Source organism: Brachybacterium paraconglomeratum (assembly GCF_003994255.1).
GTDB lineage: Bacteria > Actinomycetota > Actinomycetes > Actinomycetales > Dermabacteraceae > Brachybacterium > Brachybacterium conglomeratum.
Map to the genome: position 1 here is coordinate 160,192 of NZ_ML133852.1, position 20,772 is coordinate 180,963.

At 71.2% G+C, this 20,772-nt stretch carries 21 protein-coding genes; 16 read left to right on the forward strand and 5 right to left on the reverse strand.

Going from position 1 to position 20,772, the window contains the following annotated elements; all coding sequences use genetic code 11:
- Positions 1 to 170 precede the first annotated feature (170 nt).
- Together rpsT and DS079_RS04825 are read right to left on the reverse strand one after the other, a co-directional pair.
- Positions 171 to 437 (reverse strand): 30S ribosomal protein S20, encoded by a 267-nt coding sequence (rpsT, locus tag DS079_RS04820; RefSeq protein ID WP_010551707.1) that lies wholly within the window; start codon positions 435 to 437, stop codon positions 171 to 173.
- 361 nt (positions 438 to 798) lie between these two features.
- On the reverse strand, positions 799 to 1,434 hold the full coding sequence (locus tag DS079_RS04825; protein WP_126985346.1) for a type II toxin-antitoxin system PemK/MazF family toxin: 636 nt from the start codon (positions 1,432 to 1,434) through the stop codon (positions 799 to 801).
- Between the two features lie 62 nt (positions 1,435 to 1,496).
- Between DS079_RS04825 and DS079_RS04830 the strand changes: the two genes are divergently transcribed.
- The 7 genes from DS079_RS04830 to DS079_RS04860 all read left to right on the forward strand — a co-directional run bounded on the left by DS079_RS04830 (position 1,497) and on the right by DS079_RS04860 (position 9,240).
- On the forward strand, positions 1,497 to 3,137 hold the full coding sequence (locus tag DS079_RS04830) for a circularly permuted type 2 ATP-grasp protein (RefSeq protein ID WP_164736111.1): 1,641 nt from the start codon (positions 1,497 to 1,499) through the stop codon (positions 3,135 to 3,137).
- Positions 3,124 to 4,041, forward strand: coding sequence for an alpha-E domain-containing protein (locus DS079_RS04835; RefSeq protein WP_241237549.1), 918 nt, complete (start codon positions 3,124 to 3,126; stop codon positions 4,039 to 4,041). Before DS079_RS04830 ends, DS079_RS04835 begins: the two co-directional genes overlap by 14 nt.
- Before the next feature lie 18 nt (positions 4,042 to 4,059).
- Complete coding sequence (locus DS079_RS04840; RefSeq protein ID WP_309298669.1) at positions 4,060 to 4,722, forward strand: M23 family metallopeptidase; 663 nt, start codon at positions 4,060 to 4,062, stop codon at positions 4,720 to 4,722.
- A 175-nt stretch (positions 4,723 to 4,897) separates the two neighbouring features.
- On the forward strand, positions 4,898 to 6,781 hold the full coding sequence (lepA, locus tag DS079_RS04845) for a translation elongation factor 4 (RefSeq protein WP_126985350.1): 1,884 nt from the start codon (positions 4,898 to 4,900) through the stop codon (positions 6,779 to 6,781).
- A complete protein-coding gene (locus DS079_RS04850) occupies positions 6,778 to 7,563 on the forward strand; it encodes an MOSC domain-containing protein (RefSeq protein WP_164736112.1) in 786 nt (261 codons plus the stop codon). Before lepA ends, DS079_RS04850 begins: the two co-directional genes overlap by 4 nt.
- A complete protein-coding gene (gene hemW, locus DS079_RS04855; RefSeq protein WP_010551700.1) occupies positions 7,560 to 8,717 on the forward strand; it encodes a radical SAM family heme chaperone HemW in 1,158 nt (385 codons plus the stop codon). Before DS079_RS04850 ends, hemW begins: the two co-directional genes overlap by 4 nt.
- Positions 8,718 to 8,853: 136 nt before the next feature.
- Positions 8,854 to 9,240, forward strand: coding sequence for an iron chaperone (locus DS079_RS04860; protein WP_126985352.1), 387 nt, complete (start codon positions 8,854 to 8,856; stop codon positions 9,238 to 9,240).
- A gap of 218 nt (positions 9,241 to 9,458) precedes the next feature.
- Here DS079_RS04860 and DS079_RS04865 read toward each other — a convergent pair whose 3' ends face one another.
- Together DS079_RS04865 and DS079_RS04870 are read right to left on the reverse strand one after the other, a co-directional pair.
- Positions 9,459 to 10,382, reverse strand: coding sequence for a DUF4870 domain-containing protein (locus DS079_RS04865; RefSeq protein WP_126985354.1), 924 nt, complete (start codon positions 10,380 to 10,382; stop codon positions 9,459 to 9,461).
- 209 nt (positions 10,383 to 10,591) lie between these two features.
- On the reverse strand, positions 10,592 to 11,488 hold the full coding sequence (locus tag DS079_RS04870; protein ID WP_053915662.1) for a DUF3097 domain-containing protein: 897 nt from the start codon (positions 11,486 to 11,488) through the stop codon (positions 10,592 to 10,594).
- Positions 11,489 to 11,631: 143 nt separating this feature from the next.
- Here DS079_RS04870 and hrcA point away from each other — a divergent pair, with 143 nt between their 5' ends.
- The 3 genes from hrcA to DS079_RS04885 all read left to right on the forward strand — a co-directional run bounded on the left by hrcA (position 11,632) and on the right by DS079_RS04885 (position 14,627).
- Positions 11,632 to 12,633, forward strand: a complete 1,002-nt coding sequence (gene hrcA / locus DS079_RS04875) for a heat-inducible transcriptional repressor HrcA (protein ID WP_164736113.1) — start codon at positions 11,632 to 11,634, stop codon at positions 12,631 to 12,633.
- A gap of 70 nt (positions 12,634 to 12,703) precedes the next feature.
- Positions 12,704 to 13,825, forward strand: a complete 1,122-nt coding sequence (gene dnaJ, locus DS079_RS04880) for a molecular chaperone DnaJ (protein WP_126985360.1) — start codon at positions 12,704 to 12,706, stop codon at positions 13,823 to 13,825.
- A gap of 13 nt (positions 13,826 to 13,838) precedes the next feature.
- The gene (locus tag DS079_RS04885) at positions 13,839 to 14,627 is read left to right on the forward strand and encodes a 16S rRNA (uracil(1498)-N(3))-methyltransferase (RefSeq protein WP_126985362.1); all 789 of its coding nucleotides are present in this window, start codon (positions 13,839 to 13,841) and stop codon (positions 14,625 to 14,627) included.
- Between the two features lie 276 nt (positions 14,628 to 14,903).
- On the opposite strand, the gene DS079_RS04890 is transcribed toward DS079_RS04885, so the two are convergent.
- The gene (locus DS079_RS04890; protein ID WP_126985364.1) at positions 14,904 to 15,446 is read right to left on the reverse strand and encodes an NADPH-dependent FMN reductase; all 543 of its coding nucleotides are present in this window, start codon (positions 15,444 to 15,446) and stop codon (positions 14,904 to 14,906) included.
- A gap of 77 nt (positions 15,447 to 15,523) precedes the next feature.
- Between DS079_RS04890 and DS079_RS04895 the strand changes: the two genes are divergently transcribed.
- The 6 genes from DS079_RS04895 to DS079_RS04920 all read left to right on the forward strand — a co-directional run bounded on the left by DS079_RS04895 (position 15,524) and on the right by DS079_RS04920 (position 20,568).
- A complete protein-coding gene (locus DS079_RS04895; RefSeq protein WP_010551692.1) occupies positions 15,524 to 15,898 on the forward strand; it encodes a histidine triad nucleotide-binding protein in 375 nt (124 codons plus the stop codon).
- On the forward strand, positions 15,895 to 16,938 hold the full coding sequence (locus DS079_RS04900; RefSeq protein ID WP_010551691.1) for a PhoH family protein: 1,044 nt from the start codon (positions 15,895 to 15,897) through the stop codon (positions 16,936 to 16,938). Before DS079_RS04895 ends, DS079_RS04900 begins: the two co-directional genes overlap by 4 nt.
- A 2-nt stretch (positions 16,939 to 16,940) precedes the next feature.
- Positions 16,941 to 17,402, forward strand: coding sequence for an rRNA maturation RNase YbeY (gene ybeY, locus DS079_RS04905; RefSeq protein WP_010551690.1), 462 nt, complete (start codon positions 16,941 to 16,943; stop codon positions 17,400 to 17,402).
- Between the two features lie 113 nt (positions 17,403 to 17,515).
- Positions 17,516 to 18,856 (forward strand): hemolysin family protein, encoded by a 1,341-nt coding sequence (locus tag DS079_RS04910; protein WP_126985366.1) that lies wholly within the window; start codon positions 17,516 to 17,518, stop codon positions 18,854 to 18,856.
- A complete protein-coding gene (gene era, locus DS079_RS04915; RefSeq protein WP_164736114.1) occupies positions 18,846 to 19,835 on the forward strand; it encodes a GTPase Era in 990 nt (329 codons plus the stop codon). The genes DS079_RS04910 and era overlap by 11 nt, the downstream gene beginning before the upstream one ends.
- A gap of 181 nt (positions 19,836 to 20,016) precedes the next feature.
- Positions 20,017 to 20,568, forward strand: coding sequence for a DUF6318 family protein (locus tag DS079_RS04920; protein ID WP_241237550.1), 552 nt, complete (start codon positions 20,017 to 20,019; stop codon positions 20,566 to 20,568).
- Positions 20,569 to 20,772: the final 204 nt, after the last annotated feature.

Consider the following 20,772-nt stretch of genomic DNA (forward strand, 5'->3'; position numbering starts at 1 on the left):
AGCCCGCACCCGTCGGCCCCGCCGCCCGCGCCCGTCGGCCCCGGTCTCCACGACCGATGCAGGCACCCGCTCCCGCAGCACCCGCCGCGGACATGAAGAAGCCCGGTGCGCATCGCTGCGCACCGGGCTCCTCATGCCCCGGAGGGGCGGGGTCCGTCAGGGACCGACGATCACTTGGCGACGCCGGCGACCAGCTTGGCGAGACCGGACTTGCGGTTCGCGGCCTGGTTCTTGTGGATGACGCCCTTGGAGACGGCCTTGTCGAGCTTGCGCGAAGCGGACTTCAGCGCCTCGGTCGCGACGTCGGCATCGCCGGTCGAGACAGCGGCCTTCACCTTGCGGGTGTAGGTCTTGAGCTCCGACTTGACGGCGCGGTTGCGCAGACGAGCCTTCTCGTTCGTCTTGTTGCGCTTGATCTGGGACTTGATGTTTGCCACGAAGACTCTTCTCCAGTGTTGCTGAGGTGGATCATCCCGGACTGCCGAGGAACGGAGCCGACGGGGACGGCGGTGGGGATTCGCCTGGAGACGTCGGTACCGGAGTCGCTGCCACGGGTACTCGCCCGGGTCGCACGAACCGCCCGTCCCCTGAGACACTTCGGGAGGACACCCCTGCGCACACCGAACGGTATGTCACACATACAAGGAGCGATCCTAACAGAGGACAGTCACCGGACCGGTGCTCATGTGCGCCGTGTCTCCCGATCCGCGATGCGCGCCCCACCTGCTCCTCGGCGCCCGCACAGGGCGCGCACCCGGAGGGCAGAGCCCGCGCGACCTCCGGCGGCGAGGCGGCCGCTCACAGCGCGACGGCGCGCACCGCCTCCGCGACCCGGTCGTAGCGCTCGCGGTCAAGCCGCCCACCCTCGCGTCGCACCGACCCCGGGGCCAGGCGCAGCAGGCGGTCCGCCCGGACCTCCGAGGGGCGGCCCTGCCGGTCCCAGTCCCCGGCGCCGATGTCCACCCAGGTCGCGCCGTGCTCATCGGTGCGGGTCGCGCCGGGCTCGGTGCGGTCTCGGGAGGTGAGCATCAGGGCCACCAGCACGGTCCCCGTCCCGTCGGCCCCGCCGGCGGAGGCGTCCTCCTCGGCGATCACGAGCACCGGACGGTCCTTGCCCTGGGAGAGGTCCTCCTCGTAGTGGACCCACGCCCACACGACCTCGCCCGGATCGGGCCGGTCATCGTCCCGCGGGGCGTAGACCAGCTCGAGCGGGACGCCGTGGCGGCGGTCGGCGAGCGCGCCGCCGGACGCCCGGGCGCGTCCGTCGGCCTCGGGACGAGCACCGTCGTGCTGCCCGGAGCCCTGCCTGGACCCGCCGCGCTGCTCCTGCACGGAACGGATCGCGGCGCGCCCGAGGTCCCGTGCGCCGCGGCGCACCGAGGGATTGCGGGCGAGGGAACGGGCGACGGAGCCGAGCCGGGAGAGCAGCGACATGGTTCTCGCTTCCTGGGCGGAGCGCCCACGAGGGGATGGAGGTCGGTGTGAGAATGGTAGGCATGTCAGACACCTCGCTGTTCCGCAGCGCCCGCACCGGAGCGGACGGTGACGAGATGTTCGCCGCCGACGGCACCCTGCGCCCCACCTATCGGGCGCTGCACGACGCGCTGGCCGGGCTGGGCCTCGAGGAGTTCCGCTCCCGCTCCGAGTCCCTCGCCCGCAGCTATCTCGACCAGGGCGTCACCTTCGACTACGCGGGGGAGGAGCGCCCCTTCCCGATCGACGCGATCCCGCGGGTGATCGACGCCGACGAATGGGCCCGGGTCTCCTCCGGCGTCTCCCAGCGCGTCCGCGCCCTCGAGGCCTTCCTCGACGACCTCTACTGCGACCGCAGCGCCATCGCCGACGGCGTGATCCCGGAGGAGCTCGTCACCTCCTCGACCTACGTGGTCGACGCGGTGCGCGGCTACCGGCCGGCGAACGGGGTGCGCATCCACGTCTCCGGCATCGACCTGGTCCGCGACGGGGACGGCGGCTTCCGAGTGCTGGAGGACAACGTCCGCACCCCCAGCGGCGTCAGCTATGTGCTCTCGAACCGCCGCGCCATGGCCCAGGGCTTCCCCGAGCTGTTCGCGGACCGGCCCGTGCGCCGCGTCGGCGAGTACCCCGGCCGGCTGCTGGCCGCGCTGCAGGCCGCCGCCCCGGACACCGCCGGCGAGGAGGCGACCGTGGTGGTGCTGACCCCCGGCCGCTACAACAGCGCCTACTTCGAGCACTCGCTGGTCGCCCGCACGATGGGCGTCGACCTCGTGGAGGCCTCGGACCTCGTCGAGCGGGGCGATCGCATCTACATGCGCACCACCGCGGGACTGCGCCGCGTGGACGTCATCTACAAGCGCACCGACGACGACTTCCTCGACCCCGAGGTGTTCCGCCCCGACTCGATGCTGGGCGTGCCGGGCCTGGTCCGCTCCGTCCTCGCAGGCAACGTCGTGGTCGCCAACGCCATCGGCAACGGCATCGCCGACGACAAGCTGACCTACACCTACGTCCCGGACCTGATCCGCTACTACCTCTCCGAGGAGCCGATCCTCCCCAACGTCGACACCTGGCGGCTCGAGGAGCCCGACTCCCTCGTCGAGGTCCTCGACCGGCTCGAGGAGCTCGTGGTCAAGCCCGTGGACGGCTCCGGCGGCAAGGGCATCGTCATCGGCCCCTCCGCCACGCACGAGGAGCTCGACGCGCTGCGGAGGCGGCTGCGCGCCGATCCGCGCGGCTGGATCGCCCAGCCCGTCGTCCAGCTCTCCACCATCCCCACTCTCGTGGAGGAGGGGCCAGAGCCCCGCCACGTGGATCTGCGCCCCTTCGCCCTGAACAGCGGGGACGACGTCTGGGTGCTGCCCGGCGGGCTCACCCGCGTCGCCCTGCCGCGCGGGGAGATGATCGTGAACTCCTCCCGCGGCGGCGGCTCGAAGGACACCTGGGTGCTCGCCGCCGGCCGCCCCGGCGCCGCCGCCTCGGGTCTCGCCGACCAGGACGAGGAGGGGATCGAGGACCCGACCGACGACACGCGCGACCAGTTCGACGACCCCCGCGAGGAGCACGGCGAGGAGCGGGGGGTCGAGCCCGACCCGGTCACCTCCGCCATCCCGATCATCGAGGCCGACGACGAGGAGGAGGACCGCCATGATGCTCAGTAGGATCGCCGACGCGATGTTCTGGATCGGCCGCTACGTGGAGCGGGCCGACCAGACCGCGCGCATCCTCGGCGTGTCGCTCCAGTCGATCACCGAGGACGCCTCCCTCGACCCCGTCGACTCCTGCGCGGGCGTGTACGGGATCTTCGGCGTCACCGACGTGCCGGCCGAGGACCTGACGGTGCAGCGGGTGCTGGAGCGCCTGGTCACCGACCGGGCGAACCCCTCCTGCGTCGCCGGCGCCCTCCAGGCCGCGCGGGAGAACGCCCGCGGCGTGCGCGAGGCGCTGTCCACGGAGGTGTGGGAGTCGCTGAACACCGCCACCCTCGGCATGCCCCGCGTCGTGCGGCCCTCCCGCATGCACGGCGCCTTCCAGTTCGCCAAGGACCGCTGCGCCATGGTCAACGGCCTGCTGGACGCGTCGATGACCCGTGACGAGGCATGGCTGTTCCTGCGCGTGGGCCAGCTGCTGGAACGGGTCGACATGCTCGCCCGCAACCTCCAGGCCCACGACCTCTCCGACACCTCCGACGCGGCGACCGTGCTGCTGCTGCGCTCCTGCAGCGCGCACGAGGCGTACATCCGCTCCTATCGCGGCCGCGTGCGCGTCTCCGGCGCGATCGAGTTCCTGCTGCTGGACTCGATATTCCCGCGCTCGGCCGCGTACTGCCTCAGCGAGATCGACGAGGCGCTCGAGACCCTCGCCAAGCTCCACGGCAACAGCTTCGACCGCCTCGGCACCGCCGAGCCGGGCCGCAGGATCGTCGGCCGCGCGCTCGCGAGCCTGCGCTTCCGCCAGCTCGAGGACATCACCGAGGACTTCGAGGACGAGATGGAGCAGCTCCAGCGCGTCACCGGCGCCGTCACGAGATCGCTGGGCACCACCTACTTCCACCCCGCCGCCTGAGCCCGCCGGGGAGCAGGGGTGAGCGCGGCGAGAGGGGAGAGGGGCCCGCTGGGGCTCGTGAGCCCGCTGCGCGGGGCGGCGCTGGTGCGCAACAGCCCGGCGGACCGCGTCCCCAGCCACGGGACGACGCTGGGCGCCTCGACGTGCGCGATCGACCTGGTGCCCCTCGACGACCGGGGCCGGACGGCGCCGTTCACGCCGATGTCGTTCCTGCTGCCCGAGCCGCCGGAGCACTTCGCCGGCTTCGGCCTGGAGGTGCTGGCCCCGGCCGACGGGACCGTCCGGCACGTCCACGACGGGGAAGCCGACCATCGCGCCCATCGCGGTCTGCCGTCGGTGCTCTACGCGCTCACGCAGTGGCGTCGACTGCGCCGGGGCTGGCAGGGACTCGCCGGGAACCACGTCGTCCTCGAGGTCGCCCGCGGCGGCCGGGCGGCGTTCGTGGTCCTGTGCCATCTGCAGCAGGGCAGCATCGCCGTGGGCATCGGACAGCGGGTCGCGGCGGGGGAGGTGCTCGCCCGGTGCGGGAACTCCGGCAACAGCATGGAGCCGCACGTGCACGTGCAGGCGATGGACGGCCGCGACCCCGGCGCGGCCGCTGCGCTGCCCCTCACCTTCCCCGGTGGTGTGCCGCGGGCTGGTCAGCGCCTGGCGGGCGCGGGGGAGGCCGACGGGCGGTGATCGTCCCGGCCCGGTGCCCTCCTCCGGGACGGGCGTCCGGCCGGGTGATCCCGTCGGCCTCGCTGTGACGTCGGCCCGTCGGCCGTCCGCGGGACGCCGCGGCGCGCGCGGCACATGAGACCATGGACCGATGCCCGGCGCATGCGCGCCCGGCACACCATCGACGAGAGGACGAATGCCGGTGACCCCGAGGATCGCTGCCGATGAGGCACGGGACATCGCTCCCGCGTCGACGCCCCAGGAGCGGCTCCGCAACTTCTGCATCATCGCCCACATCGACCACGGCAAGTCGACGCTGGCCGACCGGATGCTGCAGATCACCGGGATCGTCGAGGAGCGCGCCATGCGCGCCCAGTACCTCGACCGGATGGACATCGAGCGCGAGCGCGGCATCACCGTGAAGTCCCAGGCCGTGCGCATGCCCTGGCAGGTCGAGGGCGTCAACTACGCCCTGAACATGATCGACACCCCCGGGCACGTGGACTTCACCTATGAGGTCTCCCGCTCCCTCGCCGCCTGCGAGGGGGCGATCCTGCTGGTCGACGCCGCGCAGGGCATCGAGGCGCAGACGCTCGCGAACCTGTACCTCGCGATGGAGCACGACCTGACCATCATCCCGGTGCTGAACAAGATCGACCTGCCCGGCGCCGAGCCCGAGAAGTACGCGGCCGAGATCGGCCAGCTCGTCGGCGTGGACCCCGAGGACGTGCTGCGCGTGTCCGGGAAGACCGGCGTGGGCGTGCCCGAGCTGCTCGACCACGTGGTGCGCACCCTGCCCGCCCCCGAGGGACAGGTCGACGCCCCCTGCCGCGCGATGATCTTCGACTCCGTCTACGACACCTACCGCGGCGTCGTCACCTACGTGCGCGTCGTCGACGGCTTCCTCAAGGCCCGCGACCGGATCGACATGATGTCCACCGGCGCCCACCACGAGCTGCTCGAGATCGGCGTGAGCTCCCCGGAGCCGCATCCCACCCAGGGCATCGGCGCCGGCGAGGTCGGCTATCTCATCACCGGCGTGAAGGACGTGCGCCAGTCCAAGGTGGGCGACACGATCACCACCTCGGTGCGCGGGGCGACCGAGCCGCTGGCCGGCTACGCCGATCCCAAGCCGATGGTCTACTCGGGCCTGTTCCCGATCGACGGCTCCGACTATCCCGTGCTGCGCGATGCGCTGGACAAGCTCAAGCTCAACGACGCCGCGCTCGTCTACGAGCCCGAGACCTCCACCGCCCTCGGCTTCGGCTTCCGCGTCGGCTTCCTGGGCCTGCTGCACCTGGAGATCATCCGCGAGCGACTCGAGCGCGAGTTCGACCTCGACCTCATCTCCACCGCCCCCTCCGTGGTCTACCAGGTCGTGATGGAGGACGGCACCGAGATCGAGGTGCTGAACCCCTCCGACTTCCCCGAGGGGAAGGTGAACCAGATCAGCGAGCCCGTCGCCTCGGCGACGATCCTCGTGCCCAGCGAGTTCATCGGCGCGGTCATGGAGCTGTGCCAGTCCAAGCGCGGCACCCTCGGCGGCATGGACTACCTCAGCGAGGACCGCGTCGAGCTGCGCTACACCCTGCCGCTGGCCGAGATCGTCTTCGACTTCTTCGACCAGTTGAAGTCCAAGACCCGCGGCTACGCTTCGCTGGACTACGACGTCTCCGGCGAGCAGACCGCGGACCTGGTCAAGGTCGACATCCTCCTGCAGGGCGAGCCGGTCGACGCGTTCAGCGCGATCGTGCACCGCGACAAGGCCTACTCCTACGGCGTGGACATGTCCGGCAAGCTCAAGAACCTCATCCCCCGCCAGCAGTTCGAGGTCCCGATCCAGGCCGCGATCGGCTCGCGCATCATCGCCCGCGAGAACATCCGCGCCATGCGCAAGGACGTGCTGTCCAAGTGCTACGGCGGCGACATCTCCCGCAAGCGCAAGCTGCTGGAGAAGCAGAAGGAGGGCAAGAAGCGCATGAAGAACATCGGCTCCGTCGAGGTGCCGCAGGAGGCCTTCATCGCCGCGCTCTCCTCTGACGCCTCCGAGCCCTCGAAGGACGAGAAGAAGAAGAAGTGAGCACCGCGCCCGGCCCGCTGCCCGAGACCGCCCCGCGCCGCCTCAACCCGCTCGAGGTCGCCTTCGAACCCGGCGGCGGCCGGCTCGGCGCGGTGTGCACGGTCGCCCAGCTCTTCGAGGTGCGCGAGCGCTCCCTCATGAGCGGGATCGACAAGCGTCCGGCCGACGGGCCCGTCACGCTCCTCACCCACGGCGTGCTCGGCGACGTGCAGGGCGACCGTGAGCACCACGGCGGGATCTTCAAGGCCGTCTACGCCTACTCCCGGGAGGTGCGCGAGGCCTACGCCTCCGCGCTCGGCCACGAGCTGCCCGACGGGTTCTTCGGCGAGAACCTCGCCACCGTCGGCCAGGACACCGACCACACGGTGATCGGGGAGCGCTGGCGGATCGGCGGCGCAGAGCTCGAGGCGACCTGCCCCCGCAACCCCTGCGGCACCTTCGCCGCCTGGATGGGGGACCGCCGCTGGGGCCGCGCCTTCACCGACCAGGGCCGGGCCGGCGCCTATTTCCGCGTGCTCGTCGAGGGCGAGGTGCGCGCCGGCGACGCGATCGAGGTGCTCGAGCGGCCGGACCACGGCGTGACGATCGCCGACGCCTTCCGGGGACTGGACGCCGCGCAGGCCCGCGCCCTGCTCGACTGGGCGGAGGCGAGCGGCACCGTGCTGTACGAGACCCTCGTCGGCGCCGCGCAGAAGACGCTCGCCAGAGCGGGCGAGCGCGAGGACTTCCCGGAGCGGCTGCGCTCCACCGGACGGGGCCTCGGTCTCGGTCTCGGGCTGTGACGGTCGTGAAGGACCTCTCCGCCTACATCCACGTTCCGTTCTGCGCCGTGCGCTGCGGGTACTGCGACTTCAACACCTACACGAACGCCGAGCTGGGCGGCGGCGGGTCCCAGGCCGAGTACGCGGACAACGCGATGGCCGAGATGGACCTGACCCTCGCGGCGGACCGCGCGGCCGGGTACGAGTACGAGGAGATCTCCACCGTCTTCTTCGGCGGCGGAACCCCCACCCTCCTGCCCGCCGACGACCTCGTGCGGATGCTCGACCACCTGCGCTCCCTGATCCCGCTCGCGGACGACGCCGAGGTCACCACCGAGGCGAACCCCGACTCGGTCACCCGCGCCTCGCTCTCGCGCCTGGCCGACGGCGGGATCACCCGCGTCTCGATCGGCATGCAGTCCGCGATCCCGTCGGTGCTCGCGACCCTCGACCGCACCCATGACCCCGACCGGGTGCCGCAGGTGGTCCAGTGGGCGAAGGACGCCGGGCTGCAGGTGAGCCTGGACCTCATCTACGGCACGCCGGGGGAGACCGTCGCCGACGTCGAGACCTCCGTGCGCGCGGCCCTGGCCTGCGAGGTCGACCACCTCTCCGCCTACTCGCTGATCATCGAGGGCAACACCGCCATGGCCCGGCAGCTGCGCCGCGGCGAGATCGAGGCGCCCGACCCCGACGACATGGCCGACAAGTACGAGCTCGTCGACGACCTCACGTGCGAGGCGGGCCTGACCTGGTACGAGGTCTCCAACTTCGCCCGCACCCCCGAGCACCGCTCCCGCCACAACCTCGCCTACTGGAAGGGCGGGGACTGGTGGGGGATCGGACCCGGCGCCCACCGCCACCGCGACGGACTGCGCTCCTGGAACGTGAAGCATCCCAGCCGCTACGCGCGCATGCTCGCCTCCGGCGAACTGCCCGTCGCGGACAGCGAGCAGGTCGCCGCCGAGGACCGGCTCGTCGAGCGCATCATGCTCGAGCTGCGGATCGCCGACGGCCTCGCCGTCGACGTCGTGCCCGAGCAGAACCGCTCGATGCTCGAGGTGCACCGCGATCGGGGCCACCTCGATCCCGACGCCCTCGCCGCAGGCCGCGCGGTCCTCACCAGGGAAGGGCGTCTGCTCGCCGACGCGGTGATCCGCGACCTCGTGCCCTGAGACCCGTCGGCCGCGGAACGATCTCGATGACCGAGCCCCTCGAGCTCGAGCCTCCTCCTGCTCTCTGCCCCGGCAGCCGTGCTCTCTCGTCGTCGATCCACTGGTCCCACGGATCACCGAGGTGCACACTGTCCGCATGACGCCACCGACAGGATCCCGCCCGACGATGATCGACGAGTACCTCGCCGCCCTCGAGGACCCGGCCCGCACTCGCCTCGCCGAGCTGCAGAACCTGGTGCGCGAGGAGCTGCCCGAGGCGACCGAGGCGATCAAATGGGGCAGCCCCGCCTTCGTCCACCCCCGCGGCACGATCCTGCTCGCCATCAGCGCTCACAAGGCGCACGCGAACTTCACCGTCACCCCGAGCGCGAAGGAGGCCTTCGCCGACGAGCTCGAGGGGCTCGAGACCGGCAAGGGAAGCGTGAAGCTCCCCTACGACACGCCGATGCCGGAGGACCTGCTGCGGCGAATGGCGCGCCACCGCCTCGCCGAGTTCGAGCAGGACGGCGTGAACTGGATGTGACGGGCCGCGGCGCCGTGCGGCAGGACCCGGCCCGCGGCGTCGAGTCCTGACCCGCGGCATCCGGCCCGGGCGCGCGGTATCCGGTTCCGGCGCGCGGCATCCGGTTGTGGTGCGCGAGGTCGGTCGCCCGCGCCGCGACATGCAGGAGCCCCCGGGAGCGACTCCCGGGGGCTCCTGCGTCCGGCCGTCGGCCGTGAGTCAGATGCTGTGAGAGCGGATCACTTCACGAGGCGGATGTTGACGGGGTAGTTCCACCACTCGCCCTGGTAGGCCTTCACCGCGCCGATGATGGCGAAGACGACGTGGACCAGCGCCGGGACGCCGATGAGGGCGAAGAGCACCGAGCCGAAGCCGAGGGTGATGACCGTGATGATCGTGAAGACGATGGCGAGCGCGATCTCCACGATCAGGGTCGCGATCGCCGCGTTCAGCGCCTCCGCCGCGTTGTAGCGGACGAAGCGGTTGCGGTCCTTGTAGACCAGGAAGATGATCAGCGGGCCGAGCCAGCCGAGGAAGCCGGCGCCGATCACATAGCCGACGATCGCCGAGAGCTGCGCGAACATCGCCCACAGCTTCGTATCGGACTCGGTGGTGGGCTGACCGGTCAGGGGGCCGTCGAAGACGCCCTTGACGTGGGCGGGGGCCTGGTCGGGGTTCATGGTTCCTTCGGCTGAGGTCTGTCCGTGGGCGGCGTAGGGAGCGTGCTGCTGGGCATGCGGAGCCTGCTGCTGCCCGTACGGCTGCTGGGCATGGGCCGGCTGCGCGGAGGGCTGGGACGGCGAGGGCGCCCCGTAGGGGGAGGCCGGCGCCGCGGCCGGAGCGGCCGAGCTCGCGGACTGCCCGTAGGGATCCGCCTGCTGAGCGGAGCCCGGCTGCGCGTAGGGGTCCTGCTGCGCGAACGGATCATGCTGCGCGGCGGGGGCCGGCTGCGCGCTGGGAGCGGACTGCGCGAACGGATCGTAGGGATGCTCTGCCGGGTCCGAGGTCGCGCTGCCCTGCTCCTGCGGCGCAGAGGCGGCAGGGGCATCGATGTCGAGGTGGTCCGAGGCCGGGCGCTCGGCAGGCTGCTCGGGCAGCGAGTCGGAGGCGGGGGTGCCGGGCTCGGTGCCGTACGGGTCGTGCGGATGCGGAGTCTGGCTCATGGGATCCTTCTTCGTCTCGGTCGGCGCGGGGGCCGTCGTCTCGGGTGACGGGTTCACCCTAACGAGCCGGGGACCCCGCGGTCAGCGCGGCGGTCCGCCGCATCCGCTGGGGGATATCCCCCTGGTGGGCTCCCGAGGGCCGCCGACCCGGACCGCGTGCCCGCACCGTCGGGCGGCGTCGACGGCCCGCGACGACGTCCCGTGCCGAGTCACCCCTGGTCGACGGTGACGAAGTCGATGAGCTCCTCGATGCGCCCCGAGAGCGTCGGCTCGACATCGGCGTAGGAGCGGACCGTGGAGAGGATCCGCTTCCAGCCCAGGCCGATGTCGGCCTTGTCCTCGTGGGGCCAGCCGAGCGCGGCGAGGGAGCCGACCTTGATGTCCGTCCCCTTGGGGATGTGCGGCCACTCCTTCAGTCCCACGCGCGCGGGCTTCACGGCCTGCCATACGTCGACGTAGGGGTGGCCGAGCACGGTGACGTTCCCACGAGCGCCCGGCAGGGCCATCACCTCGGCCGCGATGCGGGACTCCTTCGACCCCTTCACCAGGTGGTCCACCAGGATCCCGAGCCGGCGGCCGGGGGAGGGGCCGAACTCGCGCACGCGCTCGGCGAGGTTGTCGGCGCCCTCGAGCTGCTCGACGACGATGCCCTCGATCCGCAGGTCGTGGCCCCACACCTTCTGCACCAGCTCCGCGTCATGGGTGCCCTCGACCCAGATCCGCGACGCACGCGCGGTGCGGGCCTTCGCCCCCTCGACGTACACCGAGCCGGAGGCGGAGCGCTTGCGGACAGGCGCCTTCTGCGCCGCCTGCGGGCGGGTGAGGACGACGGGCTGGCCGTCGATCATGAAGCCCGGCCCGAGCGGGAAGGTGCGGCGTCGGCCGCGGCCGTCCTCCAGCTCGACGATCAGCTCCCCGGCCGTCTTCTCCACGCGCGTGATCGCGCCGGTGAAGCCGGTCGAGGCCTCCTCGACGACGAGGTCGCGCTGCGCGGGGACCTCGCGGCCGACGGGGCGGCGGCGGTGATGGGCGGGCGGACCGGAGGAGAGCACATCGGCGCCGTACCGGTCGGGGAAGCGAGCAGGCGGGGTGGACACGGCGGACACTGTAGCCCCGTGGCGAACGCCTCCCTGCGAAGCACGCCGCGGACGCGTACGATTGGCACTTGGCATGGGAGAGTGCCAATGTCCAGGGAGACCCGGGCACCGGGAAGCCCCGGTGCCGGACCGCGCGGCAGGAGGTGCACGACATGGACGACCGCAAGCTCCAGATCCTCGGCGCCATCGTCGAGGACTACGTCTCCACGCGCGAGCCCGTCGGCTCGAAGTCGCTGCTGGAGCGGCACGAGCTCGGCGTCTCCGCGGCGACCGTCCGCAACGACATGTCCGTCCTCGAGGAGGAGGGGCTGATCCACCAGCCCCACACCTCCGCCGGCCGCGTCCCCACCGACAAGGGATATCGAGCCTTCGTCGACCACGTCGCGATGGTCAAGCCCCTCTCCGCCGCCGAGAAGCGGGCGATCCGCACCCTGCTCGAGGACGCGGGGGACGTCGAGGAGCTCCTGGCCCGCACCGTGCGCCTCCTCGCCCAGCTCACCCAGCAGGTCGCGATGGTGCAGTACCCGGCCCGGCGCCAGGCCCGCATCCGCCACGTCGAGCTCGTGAAGGTCGCGGACTCGCTGCTGCTGGTCGTGCTGATCACCGAGTCGGGGCGGGTGGACCAGCGCACCGTCCCCGTCGTCGCCGGTCGCCCCGCCGAGTACTACGCGGCGCTGCGCGACCAGCTGAACCGCGCCGTCGCCGGCCGGGAGGTCACCGACCTCGCCGCGCCGCTGACGGACTACCTCGAGTCCCTGCCCGTCCCCGAGCGGCCCGCCGCCGCGGAGGTGGCCGAGGCGCTCACCGCGCTGGCCGCGACCCGCGCCGAGGACCGCATCATGATGGCGGGCACCGCGAACATCGCCCGCTCCGCCGAGGACTTCGCCCGCGACGTCGAGCCGCTGCTGGACGTCCTCGAGGAGCAGCTGGTGCTGCTGCGCCTGTTCACCGAGATGCACGTCTCCCCGGGGGACGTGCAGGTGCGGATCGGCTCCGAGCTCCACGACCGGGCGCTGCACCAGGCCGCGCTCGTCGGCGCGGGCTACGGCGCCGGCTCCTACCTCGCGATCCTCGGCCCCAGCCGCATGGACTACGCGGCCGGGATCTCGACCGTCCAGGCGATCGCCCGCTACGTCTCCCGATTCCTCGAATGACCGCGCCGGCGGGCCCCGCGCCCGTCGCCGGCCGTCACCGACCTCCGACCCCTGTGAAGGACCCACGCCTGTGAACGACGACTACTACGAGCTGCTCGGCGTCTCCCGCGACGCCTCGACCGAGGAGATCAAGAAGGCGTACCGCAAGCTCGCCCGCACCCTCCACCCGGACGTCAACCCGGACCCGGAGGCGGCGGAGAAGTTCAAGAAGGTCTCCCAGGCGTACGAGACCCTCTCCCATGCGGACAAGCGCCGCCAGTACGACATGGGCGGCGGCCCGGGCATGGGCGGCTTCCCCGGCGGCGGCGGCGCCGGCTTCGACTTCAACGACATCTTCGACATGTTCGCCGGAGCCTCCGGGATGCGCGGGCGCAACCAGGGGCCCGTCCCGCGCCAGCGCCGCGGAGGCGACGTGCTGCGCCGAGTGAAGATCGAGCTGCGCGACGTCGTCTTCGGCACCGAGCAGGAGGTCACCTTCCGCACCGCCGTGCTGTGCGAGCGCTGCTCCGGCTCCTGCGCCGAGCCGGGCACCAGCCCCACCCGCTGCACCGCCTGCAACGGCTCTGGCCACGTCCAGCGCGTCCAGCAGTCGCTGCTGGGCCAGATGGTCACCATGGCGCCCTGCCCCACCTGCGAGGGCCACGGCGACGTGATCGAGAGCCCCTGCACCGGCTGCTCCGGCCACGGACGCACCGCCACCGAGCGCACCGTCACCGTGCGCATCCCCTCCGGCGTCGAGAACGGCACCCGCATCCAGCTGCGCGGCGAGGGTGAGACCGGCGAGGCCGGCGGCCCCTCCGGCGACCTCTTCGTGGAGCTGTCCGTCAAGGACCACGAGATGTTCGACCGCTCCGGCGACGACCTGGTCACCACGATCTCCGTGCCGATGACCACCGCCGCGCTCGGCGCGACGATCCCGCTGGAGACCTTCGACGGGGAGCAGGAGCTCGACATCCGCCCCGGCGCTCAGCCCGGCGAGGAGATCCTCCTCAAGGGCCTCGGCGTGACCCCGCTGCGCCGCGAGCGCCGCGGCGACATCCGCGTGGTCCTGGACGTGGACGTGCCCAGCGCGCTCACCGACGAGGAGCGCGAGCTGCTCGAGCGCTTCGCCGCCCTCCGCGGCGACGAGGCCACCCGCCCGAAGAACCACGGCGGACCGTTCGCGAAGCTCCGCGAGCGCCTGAACCTCTGAGACGGGAGAGCCAGTGCCCACCACCCCGCCCGGCTTCCTGATCCTCGACGAGGCCCTCGCCGCCGCCCGTGAGGGAGACCAGCTCGAGCTCGCCGGCGACGAGGGCCGCCACGCGGCCAAGGTCGCCCGGATCGGGGTGGGGGAGCAGCTGCTCCTCACCGACGCCCCCGGCCGACAGGTCCTCGCCGAGGTCACCGGCGCCCGCAAGGAGGCGCTCGACCTGCGCCTTCTCGCGGACCCGTCCCCGGCCGTGCAGCGTCTGCCCCGTCTCGCGCTGGTGCAGGCCCTCGCCACCGGCGGTCGCGACGAGCAGGCCGTCGAGTCCGCGACCGAGCTCGGCGTCGACCGCATCGTCCCGTGGATCGCGAAGCGCTCCGTCTCCGTATGGCGGGGGGAGAAGCTCGCCAAGGGACGCGCGAAGTGGGAGGGCACCGCTCGCGCCGCCGTCAAGCAGTGCCGTCGGCCCGGCATCCCGGCCGTCGACGCCCCGGTCACGACGAATGCGCTCGTCGAGGACCTGCGCGCCCGCGCGGCCGACGGGACTCTCGTGCTCGTCCTGCACGAGCAGGAGTCCGTCGGCGTGATGAGCCTCGCCGAGGAGCTGCGCGGTGCGAGTGAGTCGGGGATCGAGGAGATCGTCGTGGTCGTCGGCCCCGAGGGCGGGATCGACGAGTCCGAGCTGGCCGCCCTGCGCGAGGCCGGTGCCCGGACCGTGCTGCTGGGCCCTGAGGTTCTGCGCTCCTCCACCGCCGGCCCCGCAGCCCTCGCGGTGCTCAGCGCACTCGTCGGCCGCTGGGGCTGAACACGGCCGCTCGCGCCTCCTCGACCCGCTCACGCGCTTCCCGACCTCGACGCGCCGCGGCCCAGGGCCGGACACGCCGTGCCCGATACGACGAATGCCCCGTTCTCCGGCGGCCAGGCCAGATTCCCGTGTACTCGTCGAGCGCTCATCGGCGCGCCCGGCGACGCGCGCGTGCTGAACGCGAGAACACCGATCTCCGGCGGTGCAGCCAGAGATCGGTGTTCTCGGTGGGGGTGTCCGGGGAGTCCGGGCAGGTGCGTACTGAGGTGCGACCGGTCAGCCGACCGGGGAGAGCACCTTCGCCTCGAGCGCGGCCAGCGCGGTCTCGAGCGCGGCGGCCTTCTCCTCGGTGACGAACAGCTCGCCCTCGACGGAGAGGTCCTCGCGGAAGCCGAGGCCCACGGAGCCGACGACGTCGGCGCCCACGCGGCTCATCAGGGTCTCCAGCAGGGGCAGCACCTCGTTCGCGGCGCCCCAGCCGTAGCCGACCAGGATCGTGGGCAGGTTCTCCCACTCGTGGAACAGGAAGTCGATCGCGTTCTTCAGGGCGCCCGGGTAGGCGCCGTTGTACTGCGGGGTGAGGATCACGATCGCGTCGAGCGCGGCGATCCGCTCGGCCCAGGAACGGCCGTGGTCGGTGGTCTTCTCGGCGCCGGACTTCGGCGAGGAGGGCTCGTCGAAGGAGGGCAGGGCGACCTCGCGCAGGTCGATGAGGTCGATCTCGAAGCGGCCGTCGGCCGAGGTGCTGACCCACTGGGCCACCTTCTCGCCGACGCGGTTGGGGCGGGCACTGCTGAGGAGGATTCCGAGCTTCGTCATAGTCCTTTAAACTTCTCATACTTCCGGGGGCTTCCCCAAGGAGGGGTGGTGTTCGTCGCTCCCGTAGACTCGCGACCATGGGTACGAGCGTCAACCGCAACGACACACTGCGTCACGATCCCGACTGCATCTTCTGCCGGATCCTCGCCGGGGAGATCCCCTCGGATCGTGTCCACGAGGACGAGAAGGTCATCGCCTTCAAGGACCTCCATCCGCAGGCGCCCGTCCACGTCCTGGTGGTCCCGCGCGAGCACCGCCGCGACGTGACCGAGCTCGCCGAGGACCCCGCGCTCCTCGCCCACACCGCCACCGTCGCCGCGAAGGTCGCCGCCGAGCAGGCCGACGGCGACTTCCGCCTCGTCTTCAACACCGGCGCGAGCGCCGGACAGACCGTCTTCCACGTGCACGCGCACGTCCTCGCGGGCGGGACGCTCGCAGAAGGAGAACTGTGACAGACCCCCTCAGCCCGGCTCCCGGACGCGCCCCCGAGGTGCGCGAGCGGAAGCTGGCGATCCCCGACCATCTCAGCCCCTTCCAGGTGCTCGGGGAGAACGACCAGGCGCTGGCCGCCCTCGAGGACGCCGTCCCCGACACCGATGTGCACGTGCGCGGACACCAGGTGACCCTGCGCGGCACCGACGACGCGCTGCGCCGCGGCGAGCACATCATGCGCTCCCTCATCGAGCTGGCCGGCACCGGCCAGCCCGTCACCGCCGAGGCCGTGCAGCGCGCCGCGAACCTCTTCGGCGACGACCGGGCGAGCGGCCGCAAGCTCGAGGAGGTGCTCTCCCGGACGATCCTCTCGTCGCGAGGCCGCACCATCCGCCCCAAGACCATGGGGCAGAAGAGCTACATCGAGGCGATCGAGAGCTCCACGATCACCTTCGGGATCGGCCCGGCCGGCACCGGCAAGACCTATCTCGCCGTCGCGATGGCGGTGCAGAAGCTGCTCTCCAAGCAGATCAACCGCATCATCCTCACCCGCCCCGCGGTCGAGGCCGGAGAGCGGCTCGGCTTCCTTCCCGGCTCGCTGAACGAGAAGATCGACCCCTACCTGCGCCCGCTCTACGACGCGCTGCACGACATGCTCGACCCCGAGTCGATCCCGCGTCTGATGGGCGCCGGCACCATCGAGGTCGCGCCCCTGGCGTACATGCGCGGTCGCACCCTCAACGACGCCTTCATCATCCTCGACGAGGCGCAGAACACGACGCCCGAGCAGATGAAGATGTTCCTCACCCGCCTCGGCTTCAACTCCACCATGGTCGTCACCGGCGACGTCACCCAGGTCGACCTCCCCGGCGGGCACCAGAGCGGCCTGCGCGTGGTCGAGAACGTCCTCTCCGGCATCGACGACATCTCCTTCTGCCGCCTCTCCTCCCGGGACGTGGTGCGCCACCGCCTGGTCAGCGACATCGTCGAGGCGTACGGGCGCTGGGAGATCCGACCCGGCGGCACCCGCGACTCCCGCCACCGCAGCAAGGGGAACTGAGCATGACCATCGAGATCCGCAACGAGACCACCGCCGTCGTCGACGAGCGCGAGTTCGTGGAGCTGAGCCGCTTCGTCTTCGAGGCGATGCACCTCCACCCCGCCACCGAGATGTCGATCATCTTCGTGGACGAGGAGGCGATGGAGAAGCTGCACGTGCAGTGGCTGGACCTGCCCGGCCCCACCGACGTGATGAGCTTCCCGATGGACGAGCTCACCCCCGGCACCCCCGAGCACCCCGCCCCGGAGGGACTGCTGGGCGATGTGGTGCTGTGCCCGAGCGTCGCCGCGAAGCAGGCCGCCGAGTCCGGGCACAGCGCCGTCGAGGAGATGCTGCTGCTGACCGTCCACTCGATCCTCCACCTGCTGGGCTACGACCACATGGAGGAGGACGAGCGCACGGTGATGTTCGATCTGCAGCGCAAGCTCCTGCTCACCTTCCTCGCCTCGCGGCCGAGCGCCTGAGCCGCGATGTCCCAGCCTGATCAACCTCCCGGGCACCGCGCTGCTCCGACCACCCTGTTGGACCCGCGCGGTGCGGCTCTCGCCCCGCGTCCGTCGACCCGAGGAGGGCGCCCGTGAGCGCGCTCAGCCTCGCCCTGCTCGTGCTCGTACCGCTCGCGCTCGTCGGCGGGATCGTCTCGGCGGTGCTCACCGCGGTCGACGCCGCCCAGCTCGCCGTCAGCCGCGGCACGCTCGAGAAGGCGGTCGCGGACCAGCCCGCCGCCGCCCGTGAGCGGGTCCTCCACCAGCACGCGGACTCCGGCCGCACCCTCGCCTCCGTCTCCCTGGGCCGCGTGCTCGGCGAGACCGTCATGGTCACGGCGATCGCCGCGATCTGCTTCTCCGCCCATGCCGAGCTGCGACCCGGTGAGGGCTGGGCGCTGCCCCTGCTGGCCACGCTGCTCATCGCCGGGCTGATGGCACTGCTGATGCTCGCCATCTCCCCGCGCACCATCGGCCGACGCCGCGCCGAATCGGTGCTGATCTCCTCCCGCGGCCTCGTCGCCGTGATGCGGTGGGTGCTGTGGGTGCCCGCGAGCGCGCTCGCGAACCTCGGCGCGTCCCTCGCCGCCCGCGCCGGCAGCCAGGAGGATCCCGAGGAGCGCGCCGAGAAGGCTCGCCGTAACGTCGACCGCGCCCTCGAGGACGAGCACGTCCGCGACGGCGAGCGCGACATGATCCAGGGCGTCTTCGACCTGCGCGGCACGATGGTGCGCGAGTTGATGGTGCCCCGCCCCGACATGGTCACCATCGCCGCCGATTCCAGCGCCGAGAAGGCGATGCGGCTGTTCGTCCGCTCAGGCTTCTCCCGGATCCCCGTGATCGGCGAGAACGTCGACGACCTGCGCGGCATGCTCTACGTCAAGGACGTGATGCGCGCGATCCACTCACCCTGGGACCCGCGCCCGCAGCGGCCCGTGAGCGAGGTGATGCGCCCGGCCCGGTTCGCGCCCGAGTTCGTCCCGGCCGACGAGGTGCTGCGCCAGATGCAGACCAGCCATGTGCACATCACCGTGCTGGTGGACGAGTACGGGGGAGTGGCCGGCATCGTCACCATCGAGGACGTCCTCGAGGAGATCGTCGGCGAGATCGCCGACGAGCACGATCGGCGCGAGCCCGAGATCGAGGACCTGGGCGGCGGCCGCTACCGGGTGCCCGCCCGCGCGAGCCTGTCCGAGGTGGGGGAGCTGTTCGACCTCGACATCGACGACGACGACATCGACTCCGTCGGCGGGCTGCTCGCCAAGACCACCGGGCGGGTGCCGATCCCCGGCAGCACCGCCACCGCCCTCGGCCTCGACCTCGAGGCGGAGAGGACTGCCGGACGCCGCAAACGGCTCTCCACTGTGCTGGTGAGCAGGGCAGCCGACGACGAGGACGAGGACCGAGACCAGGAGGATCACCATGAGCGATGAGCAGCAGGTGCCCGGCACTACCGACGGCACCGGAGCGGAGAGCGGCGGTGTGCACCGGGCGGGATTCGTCGCCCTCGTCGGCCGGCCCAACGTCGGCAAGTCCACCCTCACCAACGCGCTGGTGGGGGAGAAGGTCGCGATCACCTCGACTAAGCCGCAGACCACGCGGCGTGCGATCCGCGGCATCGTCACCCGTGAGGACTCCCAGATCATCCTCGTGGACACCCCGGGCGTGCACCGCCCCCGCACGCTCCTCGGGGAGCGGCTGAACGACCTGGTGCGCGAGACCCTCGGCGAGGTCGACGTGGTGGGATTCTGCCTGCCCGCCGACCAGAAGATCGGCCCCGGCGACCGGTTCATCGCTGAGGACCTGGTGGAGATGCGCACCGGCCGACGGGGACCCCGTGTGGTCGCGATCGTCACCAAGATCGACCTGGTGGGGCGCGACGTACTGGCCGAGCACCTGATGAACGTCGACCAGCTGATGGACTTCGACGAGATCGTGCCGATCTCCGCCGTGAAGGGCGAGCAGATCGACGTGCTCATGGACGTCGTCACCCGGCAGCTGCCCGAGGGCCCGCAGCTCTACCCCGACGACCAGCTCACCGAGGAGACCCGCGACGACCGCATCTCCGAGCTGATCCGCGAGGCGGCGCTGGAGGGCGTGCGCGACGAGCTGCCGCACTCGATCGCCGTGGTCGTCGAGGAGGTCGTCGAGGTCGACCCCGACGGCGATGCGTTCACCCCGGTCGAGCCCGGCACCGGACGGCTCGTGGTGCGGGCGACCCTGTTCGCGGAGCGCGACAGCCAGAAGGGCATCATCATCGGTCGCGGCGGCTCGCGACTGAAGGAGGTCGGCTCCCGGGCGCGCAGCGAGATCAACGCGCTGCTGGGCCGGAAGGTGCACCTGGACCTGCGGGTCAAGGTCGCGAAGGAATGGCAGCGGGATCCGAAGCAGCTGGGTCGCCTGGGATTCTGACGGCAGGTTGTCCACATTTCCGGGGATCGATGGCGGACCTGGGTGACTGCTGAGTACGGTAACGGTGATCCGTCCCACTCCTCGGAAGGCACCACCCATGCCCCGACGCCTCCTCAGCGCCGCCGCAGCCTGCACGCTCCTCCTCGGACTCGCCGCATGCGGTGAGGGTGGAGACGGTCCCGTGACCACGCCGCCGCCCAGCATCGACATCTCCGGATCGAGCGATGGGGGTGGCGATGACGGTGCCGCGAGCGATGGTGGAGGCGACGACGCCTCGCCGAGCGCGGCGCCCGAGGTGCCCGCCCCGGATCCGGCGGACTATCCGGGGATGGATGAGAACACTCCTGAGGGGGCGGAGCAGGCGTTCCGGTACTACATGGTGCTCATGATCTGGGGATATCAGACTGGGAACGTGGAAGGCATGGAGAGTCGGGAGATTGGCAGTTGTAAAACGTGCGCGGAGAATCGAAGAATTATTCTTGATAACTCGGAGGCGGGGCTCTATTGGAGTGCCACCTCGATTGAAGATGTCGGAGTCGTTCACTATGATTCGGAAGAGTTTGATTTCGAGGTTGGCTATATTTTCGTGCTTGGTGAACACGAGGAGCCAAACCTTGAGACCGGCGAGCTTGAGTTGGAGCCCGCGACCAGGTACACCACGGCGGCTGTTATGGATTGGGTGGACGGGGCCTGGAAGGTTGTATCGGTGCGAGTGACGGCGGAGGCTGGGTGAGATGTTCTCGGGCGCGCTGTTTAGACCAGTTTCTCGGGGACTGACTGTTGTTCTGGTTTTGGCAATCTGGACCGCTTTAATGCAGTTCTCGTATGCTGGAATTGCGGGTTCGACAGATGAGAACAACGCTACTGTGGAGGATACGCAGATTGCCGAAGATGTTCTTTACCCCGAGGGGTCAGCCAGTGATGGGGATCCTGCTGT

Bases quoted from the DNA above. Each gene is read 5' to 3' on its own strand.
- lepA (WP_126985350.1), top strand. From the start codon at position 4,898: ATGCCGGTGACCCCGAGGATCGCTGCCGATGAGGCACGGGACATCGCT.
- DS079_RS04825 (WP_126985346.1), bottom strand. From the start codon at position 1,434: ATGTCGCTGCTCTCCCGGCTCGGCTCCGTCGCCCGTTCCCTCGCCCGC.
- ybeY (WP_010551690.1), top strand. From the start codon at position 16,941: ATGACCATCGAGATCCGCAACGAGACCACCGCCGTCGTCGACGAGCGC.
- DS079_RS04860 (WP_126985352.1), top strand. From the start codon at position 8,854: ATGACGCCACCGACAGGATCCCGCCCGACGATGATCGACGAGTACCTC.
- era (WP_164736114.1), top strand. From the start codon at position 18,846: ATGAGCGATGAGCAGCAGGTGCCCGGCACTACCGACGGCACCGGAGCG.
- DS079_RS04865 (WP_126985354.1), bottom strand. From the start codon at position 10,382: ATGAGCCAGACTCCGCATCCGCACGACCCGTACGGCACCGAGCCCGGC.
- DS079_RS04895 (WP_010551692.1), top strand. From the start codon at position 15,524: ATGGGTACGAGCGTCAACCGCAACGACACACTGCGTCACGATCCCGAC.
- DS079_RS04830 (WP_164736111.1), top strand. From the start codon at position 1,497: ATGTCAGACACCTCGCTGTTCCGCAGCGCCCGCACCGGAGCGGACGGT.
- hrcA (WP_164736113.1), top strand. From the start codon at position 11,632: ATGGACGACCGCAAGCTCCAGATCCTCGGCGCCATCGTCGAGGACTAC.
- DS079_RS04890 (WP_126985364.1), bottom strand. From the start codon at position 15,446: ATGACGAAGCTCGGAATCCTCCTCAGCAGTGCCCGCCCCAACCGCGTC.
- DS079_RS04835 (WP_241237549.1), top strand. From the start codon at position 3,124: ATGATGCTCAGTAGGATCGCCGACGCGATGTTCTGGATCGGCCGCTAC.